Genomic DNA, 23,599 nt, shown 5'->3' with positions numbered 1-23,599 from the left:
ACTGCACCGGCAGCGGCGCGAACGCCGGCGCACGGCCGCGCCGGCGCGCGGCGTAGGCGTGGCTGAGGTCGCGCGCGAGCGGTTGCAGCGAGGCGCCGTCGCCGGCGATGTGGTGCAGCAACAGCAGCAGGGCGTGGCGTTGCGGGCCCAGTTCAATCAGGCTCGCGCGCAGCGGCAGCTCGCGGCTGAGATCGAAGCGATGCGCGGCCGCGGCCGACAACGCCGCGTGCAGCCCGGCTTCGTCGCCGCGGGCGCGGTGCAGGCGCAACACGGCCTGATCGGTCGGCAACACCCGCTGCTGCGGCACGTCGCCGGCCGGGAACAACGTGCGCAGGCTTTCGTGTCTCGCCACCACGTCGTTCAAGGCCGCTTCCAGCGCATCGCCGTCGAGCTCGCCGTCCAGGCGCAGCGCCAACGGGATGTTGTAGGTCGCGCTCGGCCCTTCGAACCGGTGCAGGAACCACAGCCGCTGCTGGGCGAACGACAGCGGCAGCAACGCCGGCCGCGTCTGCGGCAGCAGCGGCTCGCGCGCGGTTGCGCCCGAGGGCAGGCGCCGCGCCAGGGTTTCCACGGTGGGCGCGTCGAACAACGCGCGGATCGGCAATTCGACGTCGAAGGTCGCGCGGATACGGCCGATCAGGCGCGTGGCCAGCAGCGAATGGCCGCCGAAGGCGAAGAAGTTGTCTTCCGCGCCGATCCGTTCCAGACCCAGCACTTCGGCGAACAGCGAGCACAGCAACTGCTCGGTGGCGTTGGCCGGGCCGCGCGACAGCGCGCGCGCGGCGAACTCCGGCGCCGGCAGCGCCTTGCGGTCGAGCTTGCTGCCGTTGGCGGTCAGCGGCAGCGCGTCGAGCGCGACGAACGCGGCCGGCACCATGTACTCGGGCAGACGCTGGGTCAGACGCTTGCGCAACGCGTCGGCATCGACCGGCTCGGCCGAGACCAGATAGGCGACCAGTTGCGGATGGCCCTGACGGTCTTCGCGTACGATCGCGGCGTTGCCCGGATAGCCGCATTGCGCCAGCGCGGATTGCACTTCGCCCAGTTCGATGCGGAAGCCGCGCAGCTTGACCTGCTGATCGACGCGGCCGAGGTAATCGAGCTGGCCGTCCTCGCGCCGCCGCGCCAGATCGCCGCTGCGGTACATGCGCTGGCCGACGTGGAAAGGATCGGCGACGAAGCGCTCGGCGCTCAGGCCCGGGCGATCGAGATAACCGCGCGCCAGACCGGCGCCGGCGATGTACAACTCGCCGGCGACGCCGGCCGGCACCGGCCGCAGCATCGCGTCGAGCACGTACAGGCGGGTGTTGGCGACCGGTCCGCCGAGCGGCGGCGCCGCGCCGGCCAGGCCGGTTTCGTCCAGCGCCTGGCTCATCGCCGCGCAGATGGTGATCTCGGTCGGGCCGTAGGCATTGACCAGACGGCGGCCGTCGCGCGACCACGCCGCGGCCACGTGCGGCGGGCAGGCTTCGCCGCCGACGATCAGCGTCTTCGGCCAGGCCAGCGCGGCCGGATCCAGGCTGCCGAGCGCGCTCGGCGGAATCAGGCTGTGGCTGATGCGTTGCTCGGCGAGGGTGCGCGCGAGCGCGTCGCCGAGCAGCAGGCCCGGCGGCGGCAGCACCAGGGTGGCGCCGGCGGCGAAGCACATCAGCATCTCCATCGCCGCCGCGTCGAAACTCATCGACGCGAACTGCAGCACGCGGCTGTCGGGGCCGAGGCCGAAGCGTTCGACCTGACTGTGGACGAGGCTGGGAATGCCGGCGTGGGTGACGCACACGCCCTTGGGCTGGCCGGTCGAACCGGAGGTGTAGATCACATAGGCCGGATGCTGCGACGACAGCGCGTGCATGCGTTCGGCGTCGGACGGGTCGTGGCCGGCGGCGTGGGCGATTTCGTTGGCGAAACCGCTGGCTTCGTCGATCAGCAGCAGCGGCGCGTCCTGCGGCAACCGCGCGGCGACGGCGCGGGTGGCCAGCACATGGCGCGGACGCGCGTCGCGCAAGGTGTAGTCCAGGCGTTCGAGCGGATGATCAGCGTCGAGCGGCAGATACGCCGCGCCGGCCTTGAGAATGCCGAGCACGGCGACGACGGTGTCGAACGAACGCGGAATCGCCAGGGCGACGCGATCCTCCGGGCCGACGCCGCGCGCGATCAGCGCATGCGCCACGCGGTTGGCGCGGCGGTTGAGTTCGGCGTACGTCAGTTCGCCATGCGCGTCGGCCAGCGCGATCGCCTCGGGCGCAGTGGCGACACGCTGCTGGAACCATGCCGGCACGGTCGCGGCGGGCAGCTCGCGTTCGCTGTCGTTGCAGTCGTACAGCACGCGCCGGCGCTCGCGATCGTCGAGCAGGTCGAAATGCTCCAGGCTGCGCTGCGGATGCGCGGCGACCGCGTCGAGCAGGCGCGACAGGCGCTCGGCCAGGCGCTGCACGCTCAGCGCATCCAGCCGCGCCGGATCGAAGTTGAAACGCAGCGACAGGCGCTTACCCGGCGTGACCAGCAGACTCAACGGGTAATGGGTGGCGTCGCTGCTGGCGAAGCCGGCGATGCTCAACTCGCCCAGCGCATTGGCCAGGCCGTCGTGATCGATCGGATAGTTCTCGAACACGTACAAGGTGTCGAACAGCCGCTCGAACCCGGCGTAGCGCTGCAACTGGGCCAGGTCGAGATGCTGATGCTCCATCAGCGCGGTCTGCTGGCGCTGCAGTTCCTGCAGCAGGTCGACGAAGCTGCGCTTGGGGTCCAGGCGCAGGCGGGTCGGCACGGTGTTGATGAACAAGCCGATCATGCGCTCGACCTCGCCGAGTTCCGACGGGCGCGTCGACACCGTGGTGCCGATGACCACGTCGTCGCGGCCGAGCATGCGGCCCAGCAGCAGGCCCCACGCGCCCTGGACCAGGATGTTCAAGGTCAGGCCGTGGCGCCGCGCCAGTTGCGCCAGGGTGCGCGACAGGCCTTCGGGCAGTTCCAGTTCGTGTTCGCTCTGGCGGCCGGAGGCGTGCGGCTGCGAGGGCAGCAGCAGGGTCGGCTCGTCGATGCCGTCCAGCGCTTCGCGCCAGGCGAGCTCGCCCAGCTGCGGGTCGCGCGCGCTCAGCCAGTGCAGGTAATCGCGATAGGCGCTTGCGCGCGGCAGCGACGCGCCGGAGTACAGCGCGAACAACTCCTGCACCAGCAGCGGCATCGACCAGCCGTCGAGCAGGATGTGATGGTTGGCGATCAGCAGGCGATGACGCACGCGGCCGTCGGCTCCGGCGCCGAGCGCGAGCAGGGTGAAGCGCAGCAGCGGCGCCTGGTCCAGCTCGAAACGCCGGACCCTGTCGTGTTCGGCGATGCGCGCGGCTTCGGCTTCGCGGGTATCGGCCGGATGCGCGGACAGATCGATGCGGCGCCAGTCCAGCGGAATCTCGCGTGGGATCACCTGCACCGGCCGTTCCAGGCCGCGGTGGACGAAGGCGGCCGACAGATGCGGATGGCGCTGCATCAAGGTGCGTGCCGCTTCGCGCAGGCGAACTGGATCCAGCGGGCCGTCGAGATCGAAACGCACCTGCACCACGTACGGGTCGGGGCCGTCGTGTTCGTACAGGGTGTGGAACAGCAGGCCGTGTTGCAGCGGCGTCAGCGGCAGCAGGTCGGCGACGCCGCCGCTGTCGCGGTAGTCGCGTTCCAGCCGTTCGATCCCATCCTGCTCGAGCGCGGCCAGGGCCACGTCCGACGGGCTCAGGCCGCCGCTGTGCGCGTCGCCGGCGAGCGCGGCGAGGGCGCGCAGGACGCGGGCGAAGGTCTGCGCCAGGTCTTCGATCTGCTGCTGCGAAAACAGCGCCCGCGGCCACGACCAGGTGGCGAGGAACTCGGGGCCGTCGTCGCGGTCCTGGGTCAGCGCATTGAGTTCGATGGCGTGCGCGATCGGCAGCGCTTCGCCGCCGGCCGGCGCCGGTGTTTCGGCGGCGGCGATCCAGTCGCCGTGGCCGTGGTCGCTCGCTGTCCGCGCGCCCGCGGCCTGTCCGGTCACGGCGAAGCGGCCGAGGTAGTTGAAGCTGACCTGCGGCTGCGGCAACGCCGCCAGCGCCCGCGCGGCGTCGGGATTGAAGCAGCGCAGCGCGCCGTAACCCAGGCCGTGATCGGGCACGGCGCGCAGTTGTTCCTTGACCCGCTTGAGCGCGCGTTCGAGCTCGCGCCCGCCGCCGAGCGCCTGGGCCTGGTTGATGCCGTCCAGGTCCAGCCGCAGCGGATACAGACTGGTGAACCAGCCGACCGTGCGCGACAGGTCGAGCTCGCTGTGCGCGCTCTCGCGGCCGTGGCTTTCCAGATCCAGCAGCACGCGCTCGCAGGACTGGCCGGTATGACGGCGGCGCCAGTCGCCCAAGGCCAGGGCGAAGGCGCTGAGCAGCACGTCGTTGATGCCGGCGTGGAAGCGCGCCGGCAGCGCGGTCAGCAACGGCGTGGCGACCGACGCCGGCAGGCTCAGGCTGTGGTGGCCGCAGGCGGCGCCGACGTCGCGCAGCGGATCCAGCGCGACCGGCGACAGGGGCGGGTCGATACCTTCGGCCAGGGCGCGCCAATGCGGCAATTCGGCCAGGCGCGCGGGCGAGGTCGCTTGTTCGCGTAACTGGGCGGTCCAGGCGCGCAGCGAATGACTGCGCGCGGCGAACACCGGTTCGCGGCCGGCGGCGAGCGATTCGACCGCCTCGCGCAGGTCCGGAATGAGGATGCGCCAGGACACGCCGTCGACGGCGAGGTGGTGAATGCACAGCAGCAGACGGCCGCTGGTCTCGTCGCCGGCATCGAACCACACGGCTTGCAGCAGCTCGCCGGTGTCGATGGCCAGCTCTTGCGCGGCCGTCGCGGCCGCTGCGTCGAGCGCGGTTTGCAGCGCGGCCTGATCGAGTCCGGCGATATCCACGCGGCGCAGGCCGAAGCGGGCGGATTCGGGTTCCGGCACGTGCAGCGTCCAGATATCGTCGTCGCGGCGCAATTGCAGGCGCAGCGCGTCGTGATGTCGGATCAGCGCGGCCAATGCCTCGTGCAGCACCTGCTGCGACAGACCGCCGGGCACGCGCAGCAGCACGCGCTGGTTGAAACCGTCCAGCGGCGCCTCGCGGTCGAGGAACCATTGCAGGATCGGCAACGGCGCCAGCGCGCCGACCGGTTCGTCGACCAGCGCAGGCAGACCGGCGTCGGCGTCGCGCGCGATCCGCGCCAACGCCGCCACGTTCTGGTGCTGGAACACTTCGCGCGGGGTGATCAGCAGCCCGGCCTTGCGCGCCAGGCCGACCAGCTGGATCGAAAGAATGCTGTCGCCGCCGAGATCGAAGAAGCTGTCGGCGACGCTGACCCGCGGCAGGCCCAGCACCTGCGCGTACAGCGCGGCCAGGGTCTGCTCGCGCTCGTTACCGGCGGCGCGGTGCTGACCCGAGCTGAAGTCGGGCGCAGGCAAGGCCTTGCGGTCGATCTTGCCGTTCGGCGTCAGCGGCATCTGCGGCAACAGCACCAGCAGCGGCTGCATGTAGTCCGGAAGCTGCGCGGCGATGTGCCGGCGCAGATCGGCGAACTGGTCGAACGCGGACGGCTCGTTGGTGCAGGCCGACAGTTCGCGCACCGCGGCCGGGCGGTGCAGGTCGGCGATGGTGCGGCCGTCTTCGCGCCAGAACAGCAGTTCCAGTTGGTCGTCCACGCCGTCGCCGGCCCAGGTGCTCGCGGCGCGCAGCCCCAGCGCCGCGGCGGTGGCGATCAGCGCTTCGCTGCGCGCATCGACGCGGTCGCCGGCGTCGAGCAGGCGCGCTCGCGCGGCGGTCACCGACACGCCGTCGACCAGCGCGTTCAACGCATCGGTTTCCGCTTGCAGATGATCGTTCGGCACGCCGGTCAGGCGCAGGCCGTCGCCACGCTCGCGCAGCAGGCGCACGAACGCATTGTCGTCCGCCAGCGCCGGCGTCCAAGCGACGGCGGGCCACGCCGCCGCCGAACGCAGCGGCAGCGGGCCCTTGCGCAGGACGACTTCGTAGCGGTGGCGGCTGAGTTCGTTGCCGTAACCGCTGCGCTTGGTCTGGATATCGACCGCGCAGATCGCATCGTCGCGCTGCGCCAGCGCGGCGAAGAACTCCGGCGCGACCAGCAGTTCCTTCTCGGCCAGCCGCAGTTGCTCGGCGCGGCGCAGCAAGGTGGCCGTATCGGTGTCGTCATCGCTCTGATGCAGGGCGATCGCGGTGGCGAAGCTGCGCTGCAGGCGCAGATTGCGCACGTCGCCCAGGTACAGCGCGCCGCCCGGCGCGAGCAGGCGCATCGCTTGGCCGATGGTCTGCGCCAGGTACTCGCCGTTGGGGAAGTACTGCAGCACCGAGTTGATCACGATCGCGTCGAAACGCTCACCCGGGGCGAGGCCGGCGTCGAGGCCGTCCATGTCGTGGGCCGGCCGCGCATACAGTTCGACCTTGCCGGCCAACGCCGGCTGTTGCGCGACTTCCGCGCGCAGGCGTTCGACCGTGGCCGCCGACAGATCGGTGCCGTGATAGGCGCGCACGTGCGGCGCCACCTGCGACAGGATCAGGCCGCTGCCGACGCCGATTTCCAGCACCCGTTCGGGCTTGAGTTCGAGGATCCGTTCGACCGTATGCGCGCGCCATTCGCGCATCTGTTCCAGCGGGATTTCGCTGCCGTCGTAGCTGCTGTTCCAGCCGTGGAAGTTCTCGCCGAAGGCGTAGGCGCCGTCGAGCGCCTTGTCGCCGTACAAGTCCTCGTAGATGGTTTCCCACTCGCCGATCTGGCGCGCCTCGCGGTCTTCGTCGCGCGCTTCGAGCTCGCGTTCGAGCACCACGTAGCCGACCAGTTGCTTGTGGCCGGGCACGTCCTCGCGCGCGACGACGATCGACTGCGCCACCGCCGGATGACGTTGCAGCGCCGATTCGATTTCGCCCAGTTCGATGCGGAAGCCGCGGATCTTGACCTGATGATCGACGCGGCCGAGGAATTCGAGCTGTCCCTCGCGGTTCCAGCGGGCGAGATCGCCGCTGCGGTACATGCGCTCGCCGGGCGCGAACGGATCGGCGACGAAGCGTTCGGCGGTGAGCGCGGCGCGGCCCAGATAGCCGCGCGCCAGACCGGCGCCGGCCAGATACAGCTCGCCGGTCACGCCGGCGGGCACCGGCTGCAGGCCGGCATCGAGCACGTACACTCGCGCGCCGCGGATCGGCGCGCCGATCGGCGCATCGATCGCGCCGCTCAGCGGTGCGCTCATGGTCGCGCACACCGTGGTTTCGGTCGGCCCGTAGGCATTGGTCATGCGGCGGCCGCGCGACCACGCCTCCACCAGCGGCGGCGCGCAGGCTTCGCCGGCGACGATCAGGTCGCGCAGCAGCGGCACGGCGTCGGCATCGAGCACCGGCAGCGCGGCCGGCGGCAGGGTCGCATGAGTGACGCCGTGCTCGCGCATCAGCGCGGTCAGCGCTTCGCCCGGACGCAGCTGTTCGGCGTCGCCCATCACCAGCGCGGCGCCCGACAGCAGCGTCATGCACAGTTCCCAGAACGCGGCGTCGAAGCTCAGCGAGGCGAACTGCAGCACGCGCGCGCCGGGTCCGACCTCGAACGCGGCGGTTTGCGCGGCCAGCAGGCTCGGCACGCCGGCATGGCTGACCACCACGCCCTTGGGCCGGCCGGTGGAGCCGGAGGTGTAGATGACATAGGCGGCCTGCTGCGGCGAGACGATGCGCGCGCGCGGCGCATCGACGGCTTGCGCGGCCAAGGTCTGCACGGTCTGCGCCGCGTCGAGCAGCCACGGCGCGACGCCGTGCTCGGGCAGGCGCGCTTCGATCTCGCGCCGGCTGATCAACAACGCCGGTTTGGCGTCGGTGAGCATGTAGGCCAGCCGTTCCGGCGGATAGTCCGGATCCAGCGGCAGATAGGCCGCGCCGGCCTTGAGCGCGCCGAGCGCGGCGACCACCATCTCCGGCGAACGCGGCAGGGCGATGGCGACACGATCCTCGGCGCCGATGCCTTCGGCGATCAACGCATGCGCGACGCGATTGGCGCGGCGGTCGAGTTCGGCGTAGCTCCAACACTGGTCGCGGTACAACAGCGCCGGCGCGTCGGGATCGCACGCGACCTGACGCTCGAACAGTTCGACGATGCTCGCCGCGGCCGGCGCGGCGATGCCGTCGCTGGCGCGCTGGCGCAGTCCGGCGCGTTCTTCGGCGTCGAGCAGGTCGATGTCGGCGATCTTGCGCGCGGGATCGGCGCAGGCCGTGTCGAGCAGCCGCAGCAGGCGTTGCCACAGCGCGGCCATGCTGGATTCGTCGAACAGGTCGGTGGCGTACTCGAGCTTGCCGGCCAGCCCGGCCGGCGCGCCGTCGGCGTGGCGTTCGCTGAGGTTGAAGAACAGGTCGAACTTGGCCGTGCGGAAGTCGGCCGGATGCTCCGACACTTCCAGCCCCGGCAGTTCCAGCGCGGCTTGTTCGACGTTCTGCAACACCAGTCCGACCTGGAACAGCGCGTGGTGGGCGGTCGAGCGCACCGGGTTGAGCAGTTCCACCAGGCGCTCGAACGGCGCGTCCTGATGGGTGTAGGCGGCCAGCGCGGTGGCGCGCACGCGGCCGAGCAGGGTGGCGAAGTCCGGGCGACCGGACAGATCGGCGCGCAGCACCAGGGTGTTGACGAAGAAGCCGACGAGTTCGTCCAGCGCCTGATCGTTGCGACCGGCGATGGCGCTGCCGATCGCGATGTCCTCGCCCGCGCCGAGCCGGTGCAGCAGCGCCGACAAGCCGGCTTGCAGCACCATGAACAGGCTGGCTTCGTGGCGGTGCGCGAGTTGCAGCAGACGCGCGTGCAAGGCCGCGTCGATGTGCAGCGACAACTGCCGGCCGCGCAGGCTGGCGATGGCCGGGCGCGGCCGGTCGATCGGCAGCTCGATGCGTTCGGGCAGGCCGGCCAGCTGTTCGCGCCAATAGTCGAATTGCTGCGCGATCAGGCTGTCGGCATCGAGTTCGCTGCCGAGCATGCGCTGCTGCCACAGGGTGTAATCGGGGTATTGCACCGGCAGCGGCGCCCAGTCCGGCGCCTGCCCGCGCAGACGCGCGGCATAGGCGCGGCTCAGATCGCGCGCCAGCGGCGCCAGCGAGGAACCGTCGCCGGCGATGTGATGCAGCACCACCAGCAGCACGTGGTCGTCTTCGCTCGTGCTCAGCACGCTGACCCGCAGCGGCAGTTCCGCGCCGAGGTCGAACACGTGCAGGGCGCGGCCGCGCAGTTCCCGCTCCAGCGAGCGCGCATCGACGCGCACGAACTCGAGCACGTTGCCCGCGTCCTCGGCGGCGATCAGCTGCTGGCAAGGATCGCCGTCGATGTCCGGGAAGGTCGTGCGCAGGCTTTCGTGGCGGGCCAGCACATCGGCCACGGCGGCGTCGAACGTGGCGCGGTCCAGGCGCCCGCGCAGACGCAGCGGCATCGAGATGTTGTAGGCCGCGCCGGCGCCTTCGCGCGCATTGTCGTGGCCGGACTGGCGCTCGAACTGCTGGATGAACCACAGCCGGCGCTGCGCGTAGGACAAGGGCAAGCGCGGCGGCCGCGCCTGCGGAAGCAGTGGCGGACGCGCGCCGTGCGCGCCGGGCAGCGCCTGCGCCAGCGCGTCCACGGTCGGCGCCTCGAACAGCGCGCGCAGCGGCAGTTCCACCGCCAGTTCGGCGCGGATGCGGCTGACCAGTCGGGTGGCGAGCAGCGAATGGCCGCCGAGGGCGAAGAAATGATCGTCGATGCCGACGCGCTCCACGCCCAGCACTTCGGCGAACAGCGCGCACAGCAGCGCTTCGCGCGGGTTGCGCGGGCCGCGGCCTTCGCCTGCGCTGAACTCGGGCGCCGGCAGCGCCTTGCGGTCGAGCTTGCCGTTGGGGGTCAGCGGCAGCGCGTCGAGCGCCACGAACGCGGCGGGCAGCATGTAGTCGGGCAGCTGCGCGCTGAGCTGTTGCCGCAGCGCGGCCGCATCGACGGCTTCGGTGCTCGCCAGGTAGGCGACCAGTTGCTTGTGGCCTGGCGCATCCTCGCGCAGCAACACGGCGTTGCGCGGATAGCCGGCCTGTGCGAGCACGGCTTCGATTTCGCCGAGCTCGATGCGGAAGCCGCGCAGTTTGACTTGGTTGTCGACCCGGCCCAGGCAATCCAGGCGGCCGTCGGCGCGGAAGCGCGCCAGATCGCCGGTGCGGTACATGCGTGCGCCGGGTTCGAACGGGTTGGCGACGAAGCGCTCCGCGGTCAGCGCGGCGCGTTCGTGGTAGCCGCGCGCCAGGCCGTCGCCGGCGATGTACAACTCGCCGGCCACGCCCGCGGGCACCGGTTGCAGATACGCATCGAGCACGTAGACGCGGGTGTTGTCGAGCGGACGGCCGATGCTGACCGGCGCGCCGGTTTCGACCTGGTCCAGCAGCGACCACACCGTGGTTTCGGTGGGGCCGTACATGTTCCACAGCGCGCCGGCGTCGGCGCTAAGATAGTCGGCGAGATCCGGCGGCAAGGCTTCGCCGCCGCACAGCAGGCGCATCGACGGGTTCGGACGCCAACCGTGATTGCGCAGCATCTGCCAGGTCGCGGGCGTGGCCTGGATCAGTTGCGGCGAAACCTGCTCGATCTGCGCGACAAGCCGTTCCGCGTCGCTGGCGGTGTCGCGGTCGAGCAGATGCACGCAGCCGCCCACCCACAGCGGCAGGTACAGCTCCAGGCCGGCGATGTCGAACGAGATCGGGGTCAGCGCGAGCAGGCGTTCGCCCGCGGCCATGCCCGGGCTGCGCGCCATCGAACGCAGGAAATTGGCCAGCGCGTGCTGCTCGACGGTCACGCCCTTGGGGCGGCCGGTCGAGCCGGAGGTGTAGATGGTGTAGGCCGCGCAGCGCGCATCGGGCGCCGCGAACGCGGGGTTGTGCGAGGGCGCGAGTTCGATCGCCGCGCGCGTTTGCGCGTCGTCGAGCACAAGCACGGCTTCGGTGTCTTCGATGGCCACGGCAACGGCTGCGGCAGCATTCGTGATCAACACCGCCGGCTTGGCATCCTCGAGCATGTAGGCGACGCGCTCGGCCGGATAATCCGGGTCCACCGGCACATAGGCAGCGCCGCTCTTGAGCGCGGCGAGCAGGGCGATCAGCAGATCGGCCGAGCGCGGCAACGCGATCGCCACGCGATCGCCCGCGCCGATGCCGCGCGCCATGAGCACGTGCGCGAGTTGGTTGGCGGCGGCGTTGAGCGTGGCGTAATCGAGCTGACCCTGCGCATGCGTCAGCGCGATCGCCCGCGGCGTGGCCGCGGCCTGTCGTTCGAAGCGCCGCGGCAGCAACTCGGCCGCGGCGACGTCCGGGCCATGGCTCCAGTCGCCGAGCAGACGACCGCGCTCGGCGTCGGTCAGGATCGGCAATTCGCTCAGGCGCCGGCGCGGATCGGCCGCGACCGCGTCGAGCACGCGCTGCACACGTTCGGCCAGCCGCTCGACGGTGGCGGCGTCGAACAGGTCGCTGGCGTATTCCAGCCGGCCGAACAGGCCGGCGGCGCGACCGTCGCCGTGGCGGTGCTCGATCCAGTCGAAGCTCAGATCGAACTTGGCGTTGCGCAACTGCAGCGGCTGCGCGCGGACCTCAAGTCCGTCCCAGGCCGGCAACTCGGCGTCCTGGGTCTGCAAGGCCAGCAGCACCTGGAACAGCGGGTGATGCGACAGCGAGCGCGCCGGCTTGATCGCATCGACCAATTGCTCGAACGGCAGATCCTGATGTTCGTAGGCGCCCAGATCGGTCTCGCGCACGCGCGCCAGCAAGGCCTCGAAACTCGGATCGCCCGAGGTGTCGGTGCGCAGCACCAGGGTGTTGAGAAACACGCCGATCAGCCCGTCGAGGCCTTCCTCGCCGCGCCCGACGATGGGACTGCCGAGCACGATGTCGTCGCCCGCGCCGAGTCGGCTGAGCAGCGCCGCCACGGCGGCCTGCAGCAGCATGAACAAGCTGGCCTGATGGGCGCCGGCGCGTTCCAGCAACCGCTGATGCAATTCGGCCGGCAGCTTGAAGCTGACGCTGCCGCCGCGATAGCTCACCTTCGCCGGACGCGGCCGGTCGGTGGGCAGGCTCATCTGTTCCGGCAGTTCGGCCAGGTGGCGTTTCCAGTAGTCCAACTGATGCGCGCCGCGGCTGTGCGGATCCTGGACATCGCCGAGCAACTGACGTTGCCACAGGCTGTAATCGGCATAGTGCAACGGCAGCGGCGCCCACGCCGGCGCGTGTCCGGCGCGGCGCGCGGCATAGGCCTGGGCGAGGTCCTGGACCAGCGGCCGCATCGAAACCGCATCGGCGACGATGTGATGCAGCAGCAACAGCAACACGTGCTCGCCCGCATCGACCGCGAACAGGTCTGCGCGCAGCGGCAACTCGCGGCTCAGCTCGAAGGCGTGACCGGCGGCGCGCAGCAGGTCGTCAGCCAGGCGCGCGTTGTCGCTGGCGTGCAGCGACAGCGGCACGTCGGCGCGCTGCGGCGGCAGGATCTGCTGCAGCGGCTGTTCGCTGTCGGGGAAGATCGTGCGCAGGCTTTCGTGGCGCGCGGCCAGATCGTTGAGCGCGGCGCGCAGCGCGGCGATGTCGAGTTCGCCGCGCAGACGCAGCGCGACGGTGACGTTGTAGGTGGAACTGGCGCCTTCGAGCTTGTGCAGGAACCACAGGCGTTGCTGCGCGTACGACAGCGGCAGGTTCACCGGCCGCGGTTGCGGCCGCAGCGGCGGACGCGGCGCGCTGTTCGGATCCAGCCGCGGCGCCAGCTGCGCCACGGTCGGCGCTTCGAACACGGTGCGGATCGGCAGTTCCAGTTTCAGGCGCGAGCGCAGCATGCCGGTCAAACGGACCGCCAGCAGCGAATGTCCGCCGAGTTCGAAGAAATCGTCGTCGATGCCGACCTGTTCACGGCCCAGCAATTGCGCGAACAGCTGGCACAGCAGCTCCTCGCGCGGGTTGCGCGGCGCACGCAGCGCGCCAGCGGTCAGGACCGGGGCGGGCAGAGCATTGCGGTCGAGTTTGCCGTTGGCGTTGAGCGGCAGTGCGTCCAGCGCCACGAACGCGGCCGGGACCATGTAATCGGGCAGGTGCTGGCCGAGTTGCGCGCGCAGTTGCGCGGTGTCGATCTGCGGCGCGACCACGTAGGCAACCAATTGCTGCGGGCCATTGCCATCCGCGCGCGCCACGACCACGTTCTGGGCGAAACCCGCCACGGCGAGCGCGGCTTCAATCTCGCCCAATTCGATGCGCAGGCCGCGGATCTTGACCTGATGATCGGTGCGACCGAGATATTCCAACTGGCCATCGGCGCGCCAGCGCGCCAGATCGCCGGTGCGATACATGCGCTGGCCCGCGACGAACGGATTGGCGATAAAACGCTCGGCGGTGAGGCCGGGGCGGCGATGGTAGCCGCGCGCCAAGCCAGTGCCGGCAAGGTACAGTTCGCCCGGCACGCCCTGCGGCACCGGCCGCAGCGCGGCATCGAGTACGTATGTCTGGGTGTTCCAGATCGGCGCGCCGATCGGCACCGCGCTGCCGGCGGTTTCGTCGCGGCAAGTCCAGGCGGTAACGTCGATCGCCGCTTCGGTCGGGCCGTACAGATTGTGCAGCGGGCGGTCGAGGGTCAGGCGCAAACGCTCGCGCAACGCGCCGGACAAGGCTTCGCCGCTGCAGACGATGCGGCGCAGGCTGGTGCAGCTCGCGCTGGCCGGATCGTGCAGGAACGCTTCCAGCATCGACGGCACGAAGTGCAGAGTCGTGACGCTCTGTTGTTGGATCACTTCGGCCAGATACGCCGGATCGCGGTGACCTCCGGGCCGCGCCATCACCAACCGCGCGCCGTACAGCAGCGGCCAGAAGAATTCCCACACCGACACGTCGAAGCTGAAGGGCGTCTTCTGCAGTACGACGTCGTCGTCCTGCAGTTCGTAGGCGTGCTGCATCCAGGTCAGGCGGTTGACCAGCGCCTCGTGGGTGTTCGGCGCGCCCTTGGGTTTACCGGTGGAGCCGGAGGTGTAGATCACATAGGCCGGATGCAGCGGCGCGAGCTTGCCGCGCCATTGCCCGTCGTGCGCCTCTTCGCCCGTCTCGCCGCGCAAGCGGGCTTGCAGTTCCACATCATCCAGTTGCCAACGCGGCACCGTCGTCGCCGGCAGCGCGATATCGCTGCGTGTCATCAACAGCACGGGCTGGGCGTCGTCGAGCATGAAGGCCAGACGGTCGGCCGGGTAATCGGTATCCAGCGGCAGGTAGGCGGCGCCAGCCTTGAGCACGGCGAGCAGGGCGACGACCAGTTCGGCCGAACGCGGCAAGGCGATGGCGACGATGCTTTCCGGACCGGCGCCATGCGCGATCAGGCGCCGCGCCAGGCGATTGGCGCGGGTATTGAGTTCGGCGTAGCTCAGCTGGGCATCTTCGCCGACGACGGCGAGCGCCTGCGGGGTACGCGCCGCTTGCAGTTCGAACAACTCTGGGATGGTCGCGGTCGCAACGGGCTGCGCGGTGTCGTTCCATTCGCCGAGCACTTGTTGACGCGCCTCGGTATCGAGCAGATCCAGCCGGCCCACGCGCCGCTCCAGATCGCCGGCGAAGGCCTCCAGGATGCGCTCGTAGCACTGCTCGATGCGTTCGATCTGCGCTTCATCGAACAGGTCGGGGCGATAGCTGATGCGCAGGTGCAGGCGTTCGGCCGGCACCAGCAACAGACCAAGCGGATAATGCGACATGTCGCCGCCGCGGCCGCCTTCGTCCAGACGCACGCGCAGGGAACCGGCCTCGTCATCGAGGAAGCGCCGGTCCTGGGCGTCGAGCTGATAGTTCTCGAACACCAGCAAGGTGTCGAACAAGGCCTGATGGCCCAACTCGCCCAGCAGATCGGTCAAACCCAGGTGATGCGCGCCGAGCAGGCGCGACTGGCTGTCCTGCAGGCCGTCGAGCAGTTCGCCCAGGGTCTGCGCGTTGTCGACGCGCAGCCGTAACGGCAGGGTGTTGACGAACAAACCGACCATGCGTTCCATGCCGGCCAGTTCCGCCGGGCGCCCGGACACGGTGATGCCGAAGCAGACGTCCTGATGGCCGGTGGCTTGCGCCAGCAACAAGGCCCAGGCGCCTTGCAACAAAGTGTTGAGGGTCAGGCCGCGGCGGCGCGCCTGCGCTTCCAGCTTCGCGGTGAGTTCGCGCGAGAAATCGCGGCGGCGCGTGCGCGGCATGACCGGCTGCGCGCTGGCCTGCGGCGCCATCAGACAGGGCTGAGCGAAGCCCTGCAAGGCTTCGCGCCACGCGGCGAGCGCGGCCGGCCGATCCTGCGCGGCGATCCAGCGCAGATAGTCGCCGTAGGGCGCGACCGCGGGCAGCGACGAAGCCTGGCCGCGCGAGTGATACAGGTTGAACAACTCCTGCAGCAACACCGGCACCGACCAGCCGTCGAGCAGGATGTGGTGATGGGTGAACACCAGACGATGTTCGTGCTCGCTCAAGCGCACCAGGCTGAAGCGCAGCAGCTGCGCCCGCGCCGGGTCGACCGGGCGTTCGAGGTCTTCGCGCAGGTACGCGTGCAGCGCCTGCTCGCGTTCGGCCGCGGGCAGGGCGCTCAGATCGCAGCGTTGCCAACACAAGGCCGGCTGGCGCGGCAGCAATTGCAGCGGCGGTTGCGCATCGATCTGGACGAAGGCCGCGTCCAGATGCGGATACCGCGACAGCACCTCGCGCGCGGCGCGTTCCAGCGCGGTCGCATCCAGCGGGCCGTGCAGCGCGAACAGCATCTGCACCAGATAGGCGTCCGCCGCGTCCTGGTCGTACAGCGCATGGAACAGCATGCCCTGCTGCAAAGGCGCCAGCGGCAGGATGTCGGCCAGCGGACGCGCCGCTTCCAGGTGCGCGATGGTGTCTTGATCCAGCGTCAGCAGCGACAGGTCCGACGGCGTGAGAGCGGCCGCGTCGGGCCGCGCCGAATGCGCGATCAGCGCCTGCAGGCAGTCGAACCAGGTCTGCGCGAGCGCGCCGATCTCGTCGGCTTCGAACAGGTCTGCGGCATACGACCACGCCGCCACCAGTTCCGCTTCGCCGCCGCGGTCGTAGACGATGCTGTCGAGGGTGATGGCATGGCTCAACGGGCGGCGCGGGTCGTCGCCGCCGCCGAACTGTTGCTGATCGCCGTCCGCGGATACGGCGAAACGGCCGAGATAGTTGAACGCCAACTGCGCCGCGGGCGCGGCGGCGAGCTCGGCGTCGGCGGCCAGATGACGCAGCAGCCCGTAACCCAGGCCGTGGTCGGGAATCGCGCGCAGTTGTTCCTTGATCCGCCGTAGCGCGCGGCCTAGATCCTCGTCGCCGTTGAGAGCCCGATCGAGATCGATCGCGCCCGGATCGAGCGCGACCGGATACACACTGGTGAACCAGCCCACCGTACGCGACAGATCGACGTCGTCGAACACGTCCTCGCGGCCGTGGCCTTCCACTTCGAAGCGCACCGCCAGCCCGGCGTCCGCGTCGCGCTGCCGGCGCCACGCGGCGACCGCGAGGGTGAACGCGGTCAGCAGCACATCGTTGACGGTGGCGCGGAACGCGGCCGGCACTTCGCTCAACAGGCGGGTGACGCTGTCGCCGGCGAGCCGCAGGCGCAGCTCGCGCCGCGTCGCGACCGTGTCGCGAGCCGGATCGAGCGGCCGCGTCCCCAGCACGGGATCGGGCGTCGCCGCCACGCCGCGCCACAGCGCCAGTTCGTCGTGTCGGCGCGCCGCGCCTGCGTCGTCTCGCAACAGCCCGGCCCAACGTCGCAGCGAAGTGCCCACCGGATCGAGCGCGGGCGGCTGTCCCTTCGCCGCCGCCTGCCAGGCCTGTTCGAGATCGGGCAGCAGAATGCGCCAGGACACGCCGTCGACGGCCAGGTGATGGACGATCAAGCACAGGCGGCCGGGCCGATCCGCGCCGCGGTCGCCCCAGATCGCCTGCACGAGGCGGCCTTGATTGGGATCCAGGCGCGCCAGCGCGTCGGCCGCGGCCTGTTCGAAACGGCGCTCGCCATCGGCGCCGGTCAGCTCCACACGGGTCAGGCACGCCGCCGCGTCGACGGCGCCGGCGGAGGCGATCGATGCGTAATGCTCGCCATCGCGCGAAATCAGGCGCAGACGCAGCGCGTCGTGGCGGTCGAGCAGGGCCTGCAAGGCGGCGAGCATCGCCGGCTGGGTCATGCCGGCAGGCAGGTTCACCCGTTGCGATTGATGCAGCCCGACAAGCGGGCCGCCTTGCTCGACGAAGGCCTGCATGATCGGCAGCAAGGGCAGATCGCCGATCGCCTCGTCGTTGACCGGCGCCGGCGCGGGCTCATTCTGCGCAGCGAGCTCCTGCGCGGCGACGGCGGCCGCGAGCGCTTCGATTTTCGGATGCTTGAACAGATCGCGCGGCGCCAACGGCAGACCGCGCTTGCGCGCGCCGGCGATCAGGCGGATCGCGCTGATGCTGTCGCCGCCGAGTTCGAAGAAGCTGTCGTCGATGCCGACCTCGTCGAGATTCAGCACCTGCGCGAACAATTCGCACAGCAGCGCTTCGTGCACGTTGCGCGGCCCGCGCGTGTGGCCGTGATGGAAATCCGGCGCCGGCAGCGCCTTGCGGTCCAGCTTGCCGTTGCCGGTCAACGGCAACTCAGCCAGCGCCACGAACGCGGCCGGCAGCATGTAGGCGGGCAGACGCGCGGCCAGTTGCCGTTGCAGACGGGCGCTGTCGATCGCGTCGGCGACCAGATAGGCCACCAGTTGCTTCTGCCCGGCATGGTCTTCGCGCACGATCACGGCGCTGTTGGCGAAGCCGAGTTGCGCCAGGGCCGCTTCGATTTCGCCCAGCTCGATGCGATAGCCGCGGATCTTCACCTGCTGATCGATGCGGCCGAGGTATTCGAGCTGGCCATCGGCGCGCCAGCGCGCCAGATCGCCGGACCGGTACATGCGTTCGCCGGCCGCGAAAGGATTGGCGACGAAGCGCTCGGCGCTCAGCGCCGGGCGATGCAGATAGCCGCGGGCCAGGCCTTCGCCCGCGATGTACAGCTCGCCGGCGGCGCCGACGACTTGCGGCCGCAGGTTGGCGTCGAGCACGTACAACTGCGTGTTCCAGATCGGACGGCCGATGGCGACGCCGCCGTCCGCGCGCTCCAGCGGATCCGCTTCGAAGGTGCAGCAGCCGACCGTGGCCTCGGTCGGACCGTATTCGTTGATCAGCCGCACCTGCGGATGGTGCTCGTGCCAATACAGCAGATCGGCCTGCATCAGCGCTTCGCCGCCGAGGATCAGCGCTCGCGCCGGCGCGGCCGCCCGCGGGCCGGCGTTCTCGAGTTCCGCATTGAGCAGCTTCAGATGCGCCGGGGTGAGTTTCAGCACCTCGTAACCGCCCGCCGGCAGTTCGGCGGTGAGCCTGGAGAAATCGCCGTCCAGCGCGGTCAGAGTCAAAGGCTGTCCGGCCAGCAAGGGGCCGAACAACACGGTCACGCTGCCGTCGAAGGCGACCGAAAGCGTGGTCGCCGAACCGTTGCCGTCGGCATTGAAATACGCGTGGCGCGACCAGGCGAAATAATGCGCGGCGGAATAGTGCGAGACCATCACGCCCTTGGGCTTGCCGGTGGAGCCGGAGGTGTAGATCACATACGCCGGATGCAGCAGATTCAACGGACGCAGGCGATCGGCATCGCCGGGGTTGTCGTCGCGGCCCTGCGCCAGGCGTTCTTGCAGCGCGGCCTCGTCGAGCAGGCACAACGGCGCCGCGGCCGGGAACAATCCGGAAAATTCGCCGTGCGTGACTACCCGCACCGCGCGCGCATCGTCGAGCACCACCGCAAGCCGCTCGGGCGGATTGCCCAGATCCAGCGGCAGATACGCGGCGCCGGCCTTGACCACCGCTAGCAGGGCCACGATCAGATCGAGCGAGGGCGGCAGGGCCATCGCCACCACCGATTCCGGACCGGCGCCGTCGGAGATCAGCAGATGCGCCAACTGGTTCGCACGGCGGTTGAGTTGCTCGAAGTCGAGCCGCTGCGATCCGCAGATCGCCGCCACGGCCGCGGGCGTGCGCGCGACCTGCGCTTCGAACATCGCCGGCAAGGTGGCGGCGACGATCGGTTGCGCGGTGGCGTTCCAGTCCTGCAGCAACTGCCGTCGTTCGCTGGCGTCCATCAGCTCGATCGCGTCGATCGTCTGGCTCGCGTCCTCGACGACCGCCTTGAGCATGCGTTCGAAACGCTGCGCGAACGACTGCGCCGTCGCCTCATCGAACAGATCGGTGGCGTATTCCACGAAGCCGCGCAGGCCGGCTGGACTGCCGTCGGCATGTTCGTGCTCGGCCAGCTCGAAGCTCAGATCGAACTTGGCCGTGGGCATGTCGAACAGCTGTTCGCGGTAATCCAGTCCGGGCAAATGCAGGCAATGGCCCGCGGCTTTCTGCAGGACCAGCATCACCTGGTACAAGGGATGGTGCGACAGCGAGCGCTCCGGGCTCAGCGCATCGACCACTTGCCCGAACGGCAGTTCCTGGTGCTCGTACGCGGCCAGATCGGTTTGCCGCACGCGTGCCAGCAAGGCGTCGAAGCGCGGATTGCCCGAGGTATCGGCGCGCAATACCAGCGAATTGAGGAACAGGCCGATCAGCCCGTCCAGCGCCGGATCGGCGCGGCCCGCGACCGAGCTGCCGATCGGGATATCGGTGCCCGCGCCCAGCCGGGTCAGCAAGGCCGCCAAGGCGGCATGCAGCACCATGAACAAGGTGCAGTCGTGGCGCTTGGCCAACGTCAGCAGACGGGCGTGCAGATCGGCGTCGAGGTTCCAGTACAGATGCTGGCCGCGATAGCTGATTTCCGGCGGGCGCGGACGATCGTAGGGCAGGCTCAGCTGCTCGGGCAGGTCGGCCAGCGCTTGCCGCCAATACGCCATGTCGCGCGCGTGCAGGCTGTGCGGATCGTCCGGATCGCCGAGCACTTCGCGTTGCCATTGGGTGTAATCGGCGTATTGCACCGGCAGCGCTTGCCAGTCCGGTGCGCGATGCTGCAGGCGCGCGGCGTAGGCGAGGGACAGATCGCCGGTCAGCGGCAGCAGCGATGCGCCGTCGCCGGCGATGTGGTGCAGCAACAGCAGCAGCACATGCTGTTCGGCGTCGATACGGAACACGCAGGCGCGCAGCGGCAATTCGACGCTCAGGTCGAACGGGCGCATCACCTCGGCGTCGAGCGCGGCCTGCAGGCGATCCTCGGCGACTTCGATCACCGACAGTTCTAGCTCGGCCTGGGCGAGCACCTGCTGATAGGCGTGCTCGGCGGCGGGGAAAATCGTGCGCAGGCTTTCGTGGCGCTGGACCAGATCGTTCAACGCGGCGCGCAGGGCAGGGACCTGCAAGGGACCGTGCAGACGCGCGGTCAGCGGAATATGGTAGGTCGCGCTGGGGCCTTCGAACTGATGCATGAACCACAGCGTGCGCTGGGCATGCGACAGCTCAAGCCGCTCGGGCCGCGGCCGCGCCTGCAGCATCGGACGCGGAGCGTGCATCGCGCGCAGTCTCGGCGCGAGCGCGGCAGGCGTGCGCGCTTCGAACACGTCGCGGATCGATACGTCGGCGTGCATGCGGGCGCGGATGGCGGCAATCAGGCGCAGCGCCAACAGCGAATGTCCGCCAAGTTCGAAGAAATTGTCGTCGACGCCGGCGTCTTCCAGGCCCAGCACCTGCGCGAACAAGGCGGCCAGCTCGGCCTCTTGCGGCGTGCTCGGCGCGCGGCGCGTGGTCGACGCGAAGCTCGGCGCGGGCAGCGCCTTGCGATCGAGCTTGCCGTTGGCGTTGAGCGGCAGCGCGTCCAGCGCCACGAACGCGGCCGGGACCATGTAATCGGGCAGGTGCTGGCCCAGTTGCGCGCGAAGTGACGCGACGTCGATCGTCGACGCGACCACGTAAGCCACCAACTGGGCCTGACCGTTGCCGTCTTCGCGCGCTACGACCACGTTCTGGGCGAAGCCGGCCAGCGCGAGCGCTGCTTCGATCTCGCCCAGTTCGATGCGCAGGCCACGGATCTTGACCTGATGATCGGTGCGACCGAGATATTCCAGTTGTCCGTCGGCGCGCCAGCGCGCCAGATCGCCGGTGCGGTACATGCGCTGACCGGATGCGAACGGATTGGCGATGAAACGCTCGGCGGTAAGGCCGGGGCGGCGATGGTAGCCGCGCGCCAAACCGGAGCCGGCGAGATACAGCTCGCCCGGCACGCCCTGCGGTACCGGCCGCAGCGCGGCATCGAGCACGTAAGTCTGGGTGTTCCAGATCGGCGCGCCGATCGGCACCGCGCTGCCGGCGGTTTCGTCGCAGCAGGTCCAGGCGGTGACGTCGATGGCCGCTTCGGTCGGACCGTAGAGGTTGTGCAGCGGGCGGTCGAGGGTCAGGCGCAGGCGCTCGCGCAACGCGCCGGACAAGGCTTCGCCGCTGCAGACGATGCGGCGCAGGCTGGTGCAGCTGACGCTGGCCGGATCGTGCAGAAACGCTTCGAGCATCGACGGCACGAAGTGCAGGGTGGTGACGTTCTGTTGTTGGATCACTTCGGCCAGATACGCCGGATCGCGGTGTCCGCCGGGACGCGCCATCACCAACCGCGCGCCGTACAGCAGCGGCCAGAAGAACTCCCACACGGACACGTCGAAGCTGAAAGGCGTCTTCTGCAGTACGACGTCGTCGTCCTGCAACGCGTAGGCATGCTGCATCCACGCCAGGCGGTTGACCAGCGCCTCGTGGGTGTTCGGCGCGCCCTTGGGTTTTCCGGTGGAGCCGGAGGTGTAGATCACATAGGCCGGATGCAGCGGCGCGAGCTTGCCGCGCCATTGCCCGTCTTGCGCTTCGGTGAGCAGCTCGGCCTGCAGCGCCGCGTCGTCGAGTTCCAGGCGCGGCACCGTCGTCGCCGGCAGCGCGATATCGCTGCGCGTGATCAGCCGCATCGGCTGCGCATCGTCGAGCATGAACGCCAGACGTTCGGCGGGATAATCGGTATCCAGCGGCAGGTAGGCAGCGCCGGCCTTGAGCACGGCGAGCAGGGCAACGACCAATTCGGCCGAACGCGGCAAGGCGATGGCGACGATGCTTTCCGGACCGGCGCCATGCGCGACCAGATACCGGGCCAGACGATTGGCGCGCGTGTTCAGCTCGGCGTAGCTGAGCCGCTCATCTTCGTAGACGACGGCGATCGCCTGGGGTGTGCGCGCTGCTTGCTGTTCGAACAGCTCGGCCACGTTCGCGGTCGGTATCGGCTGCGCGGTGTCGTTCCATTCGCCCAGCAATTGCTGGCGCTCTTCGACATCCAACAGCTCGATTTCGGCCAGCGGTCGCGACGGCTCCGCCAGCGCTCGCTCGATGAATTGCAGCAGACGGCTGGCGTGTCGGGCCAGTTGCTCTTCGTCGTACAACTCGCGGTTGGCGTCGATGTTCAGCGCGCAACGGCCCTTGCCCGGCTGGCCCTGCAGAGTCACCGAGAAATCGTGGACCAGCCCGTTGGACAGCGAATACAAGGTCGCCGGCTGGCCGTCGAGCAGGTATTCGAAATCGAACGGCATGATGTTGATGCGCGGGCCGAACGCGCTCGCCGCGGCCGGACGCATGTGCTGGATGTCCTTGCCGCGGAAGTACTGGTGCTTGAGCACGCGCAGGATTTCGCGGCCGCTGCGTTTGGCCAGTCCGCTCAGCGATTCGCCCGCGAGCACGCCCAGGCGCAGCGGCAAGGCGTTGGCGGTCGTGCCCGGCACATGGCGCAGATCCTTGGCGCGCGCGGCCACCGGGAAATCGAAGGTGTCGACCTTGCCGCCGCTGACCCGGTACAGATAGGCCGCGACCGCGGCGGTCATCAACTGCGGCCATTTGCTTTCGCCGGTCTCCGCGGCCATCAGTGCGGCGCTCAGCGCCGGCGATATCGGTACCGAGCGGCGGCGAAAGGTCGCGTCGCGGCTGAGCGGCCGGCCGTTCAGCGCGGTGGTTTCGGGCAGATCGCGCGCATAGTCGCGCCAGAAGTCCAGGTCGCGCTGGTAGCGCGCGGATTCGCGGTAATCGCGATCGTCGTCCAGCAGCGCGGCGATCGCGCCCAGGTTGCTGGCCGGGATATCCACGCCCGCGCACAGCGCGGTGTAGATCTGCGCGACGCGCGATACGTCCAGGGTCGAGCCCGCGCCGTCCAGGACGATATGGTGGTAGCGCTTGTACCACAGGTAACGATCTTCGCCGAGCTTGAACAGCGCGTAGTTGAACAGTCGCGACGAGCGCAGTTCGAACACGCGCCGCATGTCGGCGTGCATCGCCGACAGCGCGGCCTCGAACGGCTGCTCGCGCGAGGAAACGTCCACGAATTCGAAGGGCAGGGCGGGGGTTTGCGCGAAATACTGCAACGGCCCTTCCGGGCCATCGCAAAAGCGCAGGCGCAGGGCGTCGGTTTCGGCGACGAAGCGCCGCAAGGCCTGTTCGAACTTATCGATATTCACGCGGCCGCCGATGTCGAGATAGCCGCAGCTGTGATAAAGCCAGTTGGCCGGATCGAGCTCCTGACCGAACCACATTTCCAACTGCGGCGTCGAGAGCGGACGGAAAATGTGATTCGTTTCTTTGTTCAT

General features: G+C 69.7%; 1 protein-coding gene (running past one end of the window). It reads right to left on the bottom strand.

The window, feature by feature from the left end; translation table 11 throughout:
• A protein-coding gene (locus tag IEQ11_RS25895) for a non-ribosomal peptide synthase/polyketide synthase (protein ID WP_191820634.1) crosses the window boundary here: on the bottom strand, window positions 1–23,599 show its 5' portion. Its footprint begins 4,211 nt before the window's first position; the window shows 23,599 of its 27,810 coding nt (coding positions 1–23,599); the start codon lies at window positions 23,597–23,599; the stop codon falls past the left edge of the window.

The organism is Lysobacter capsici (genome assembly GCF_014779555.2).
Lineage (GTDB): Bacteria > Pseudomonadota > Gammaproteobacteria > Xanthomonadales > Xanthomonadaceae > Lysobacter > Lysobacter capsici.
Note: the sequence above shows the minus strand (reverse complement) of the source record. Positions and strands in the feature narration are given on the sequence as shown.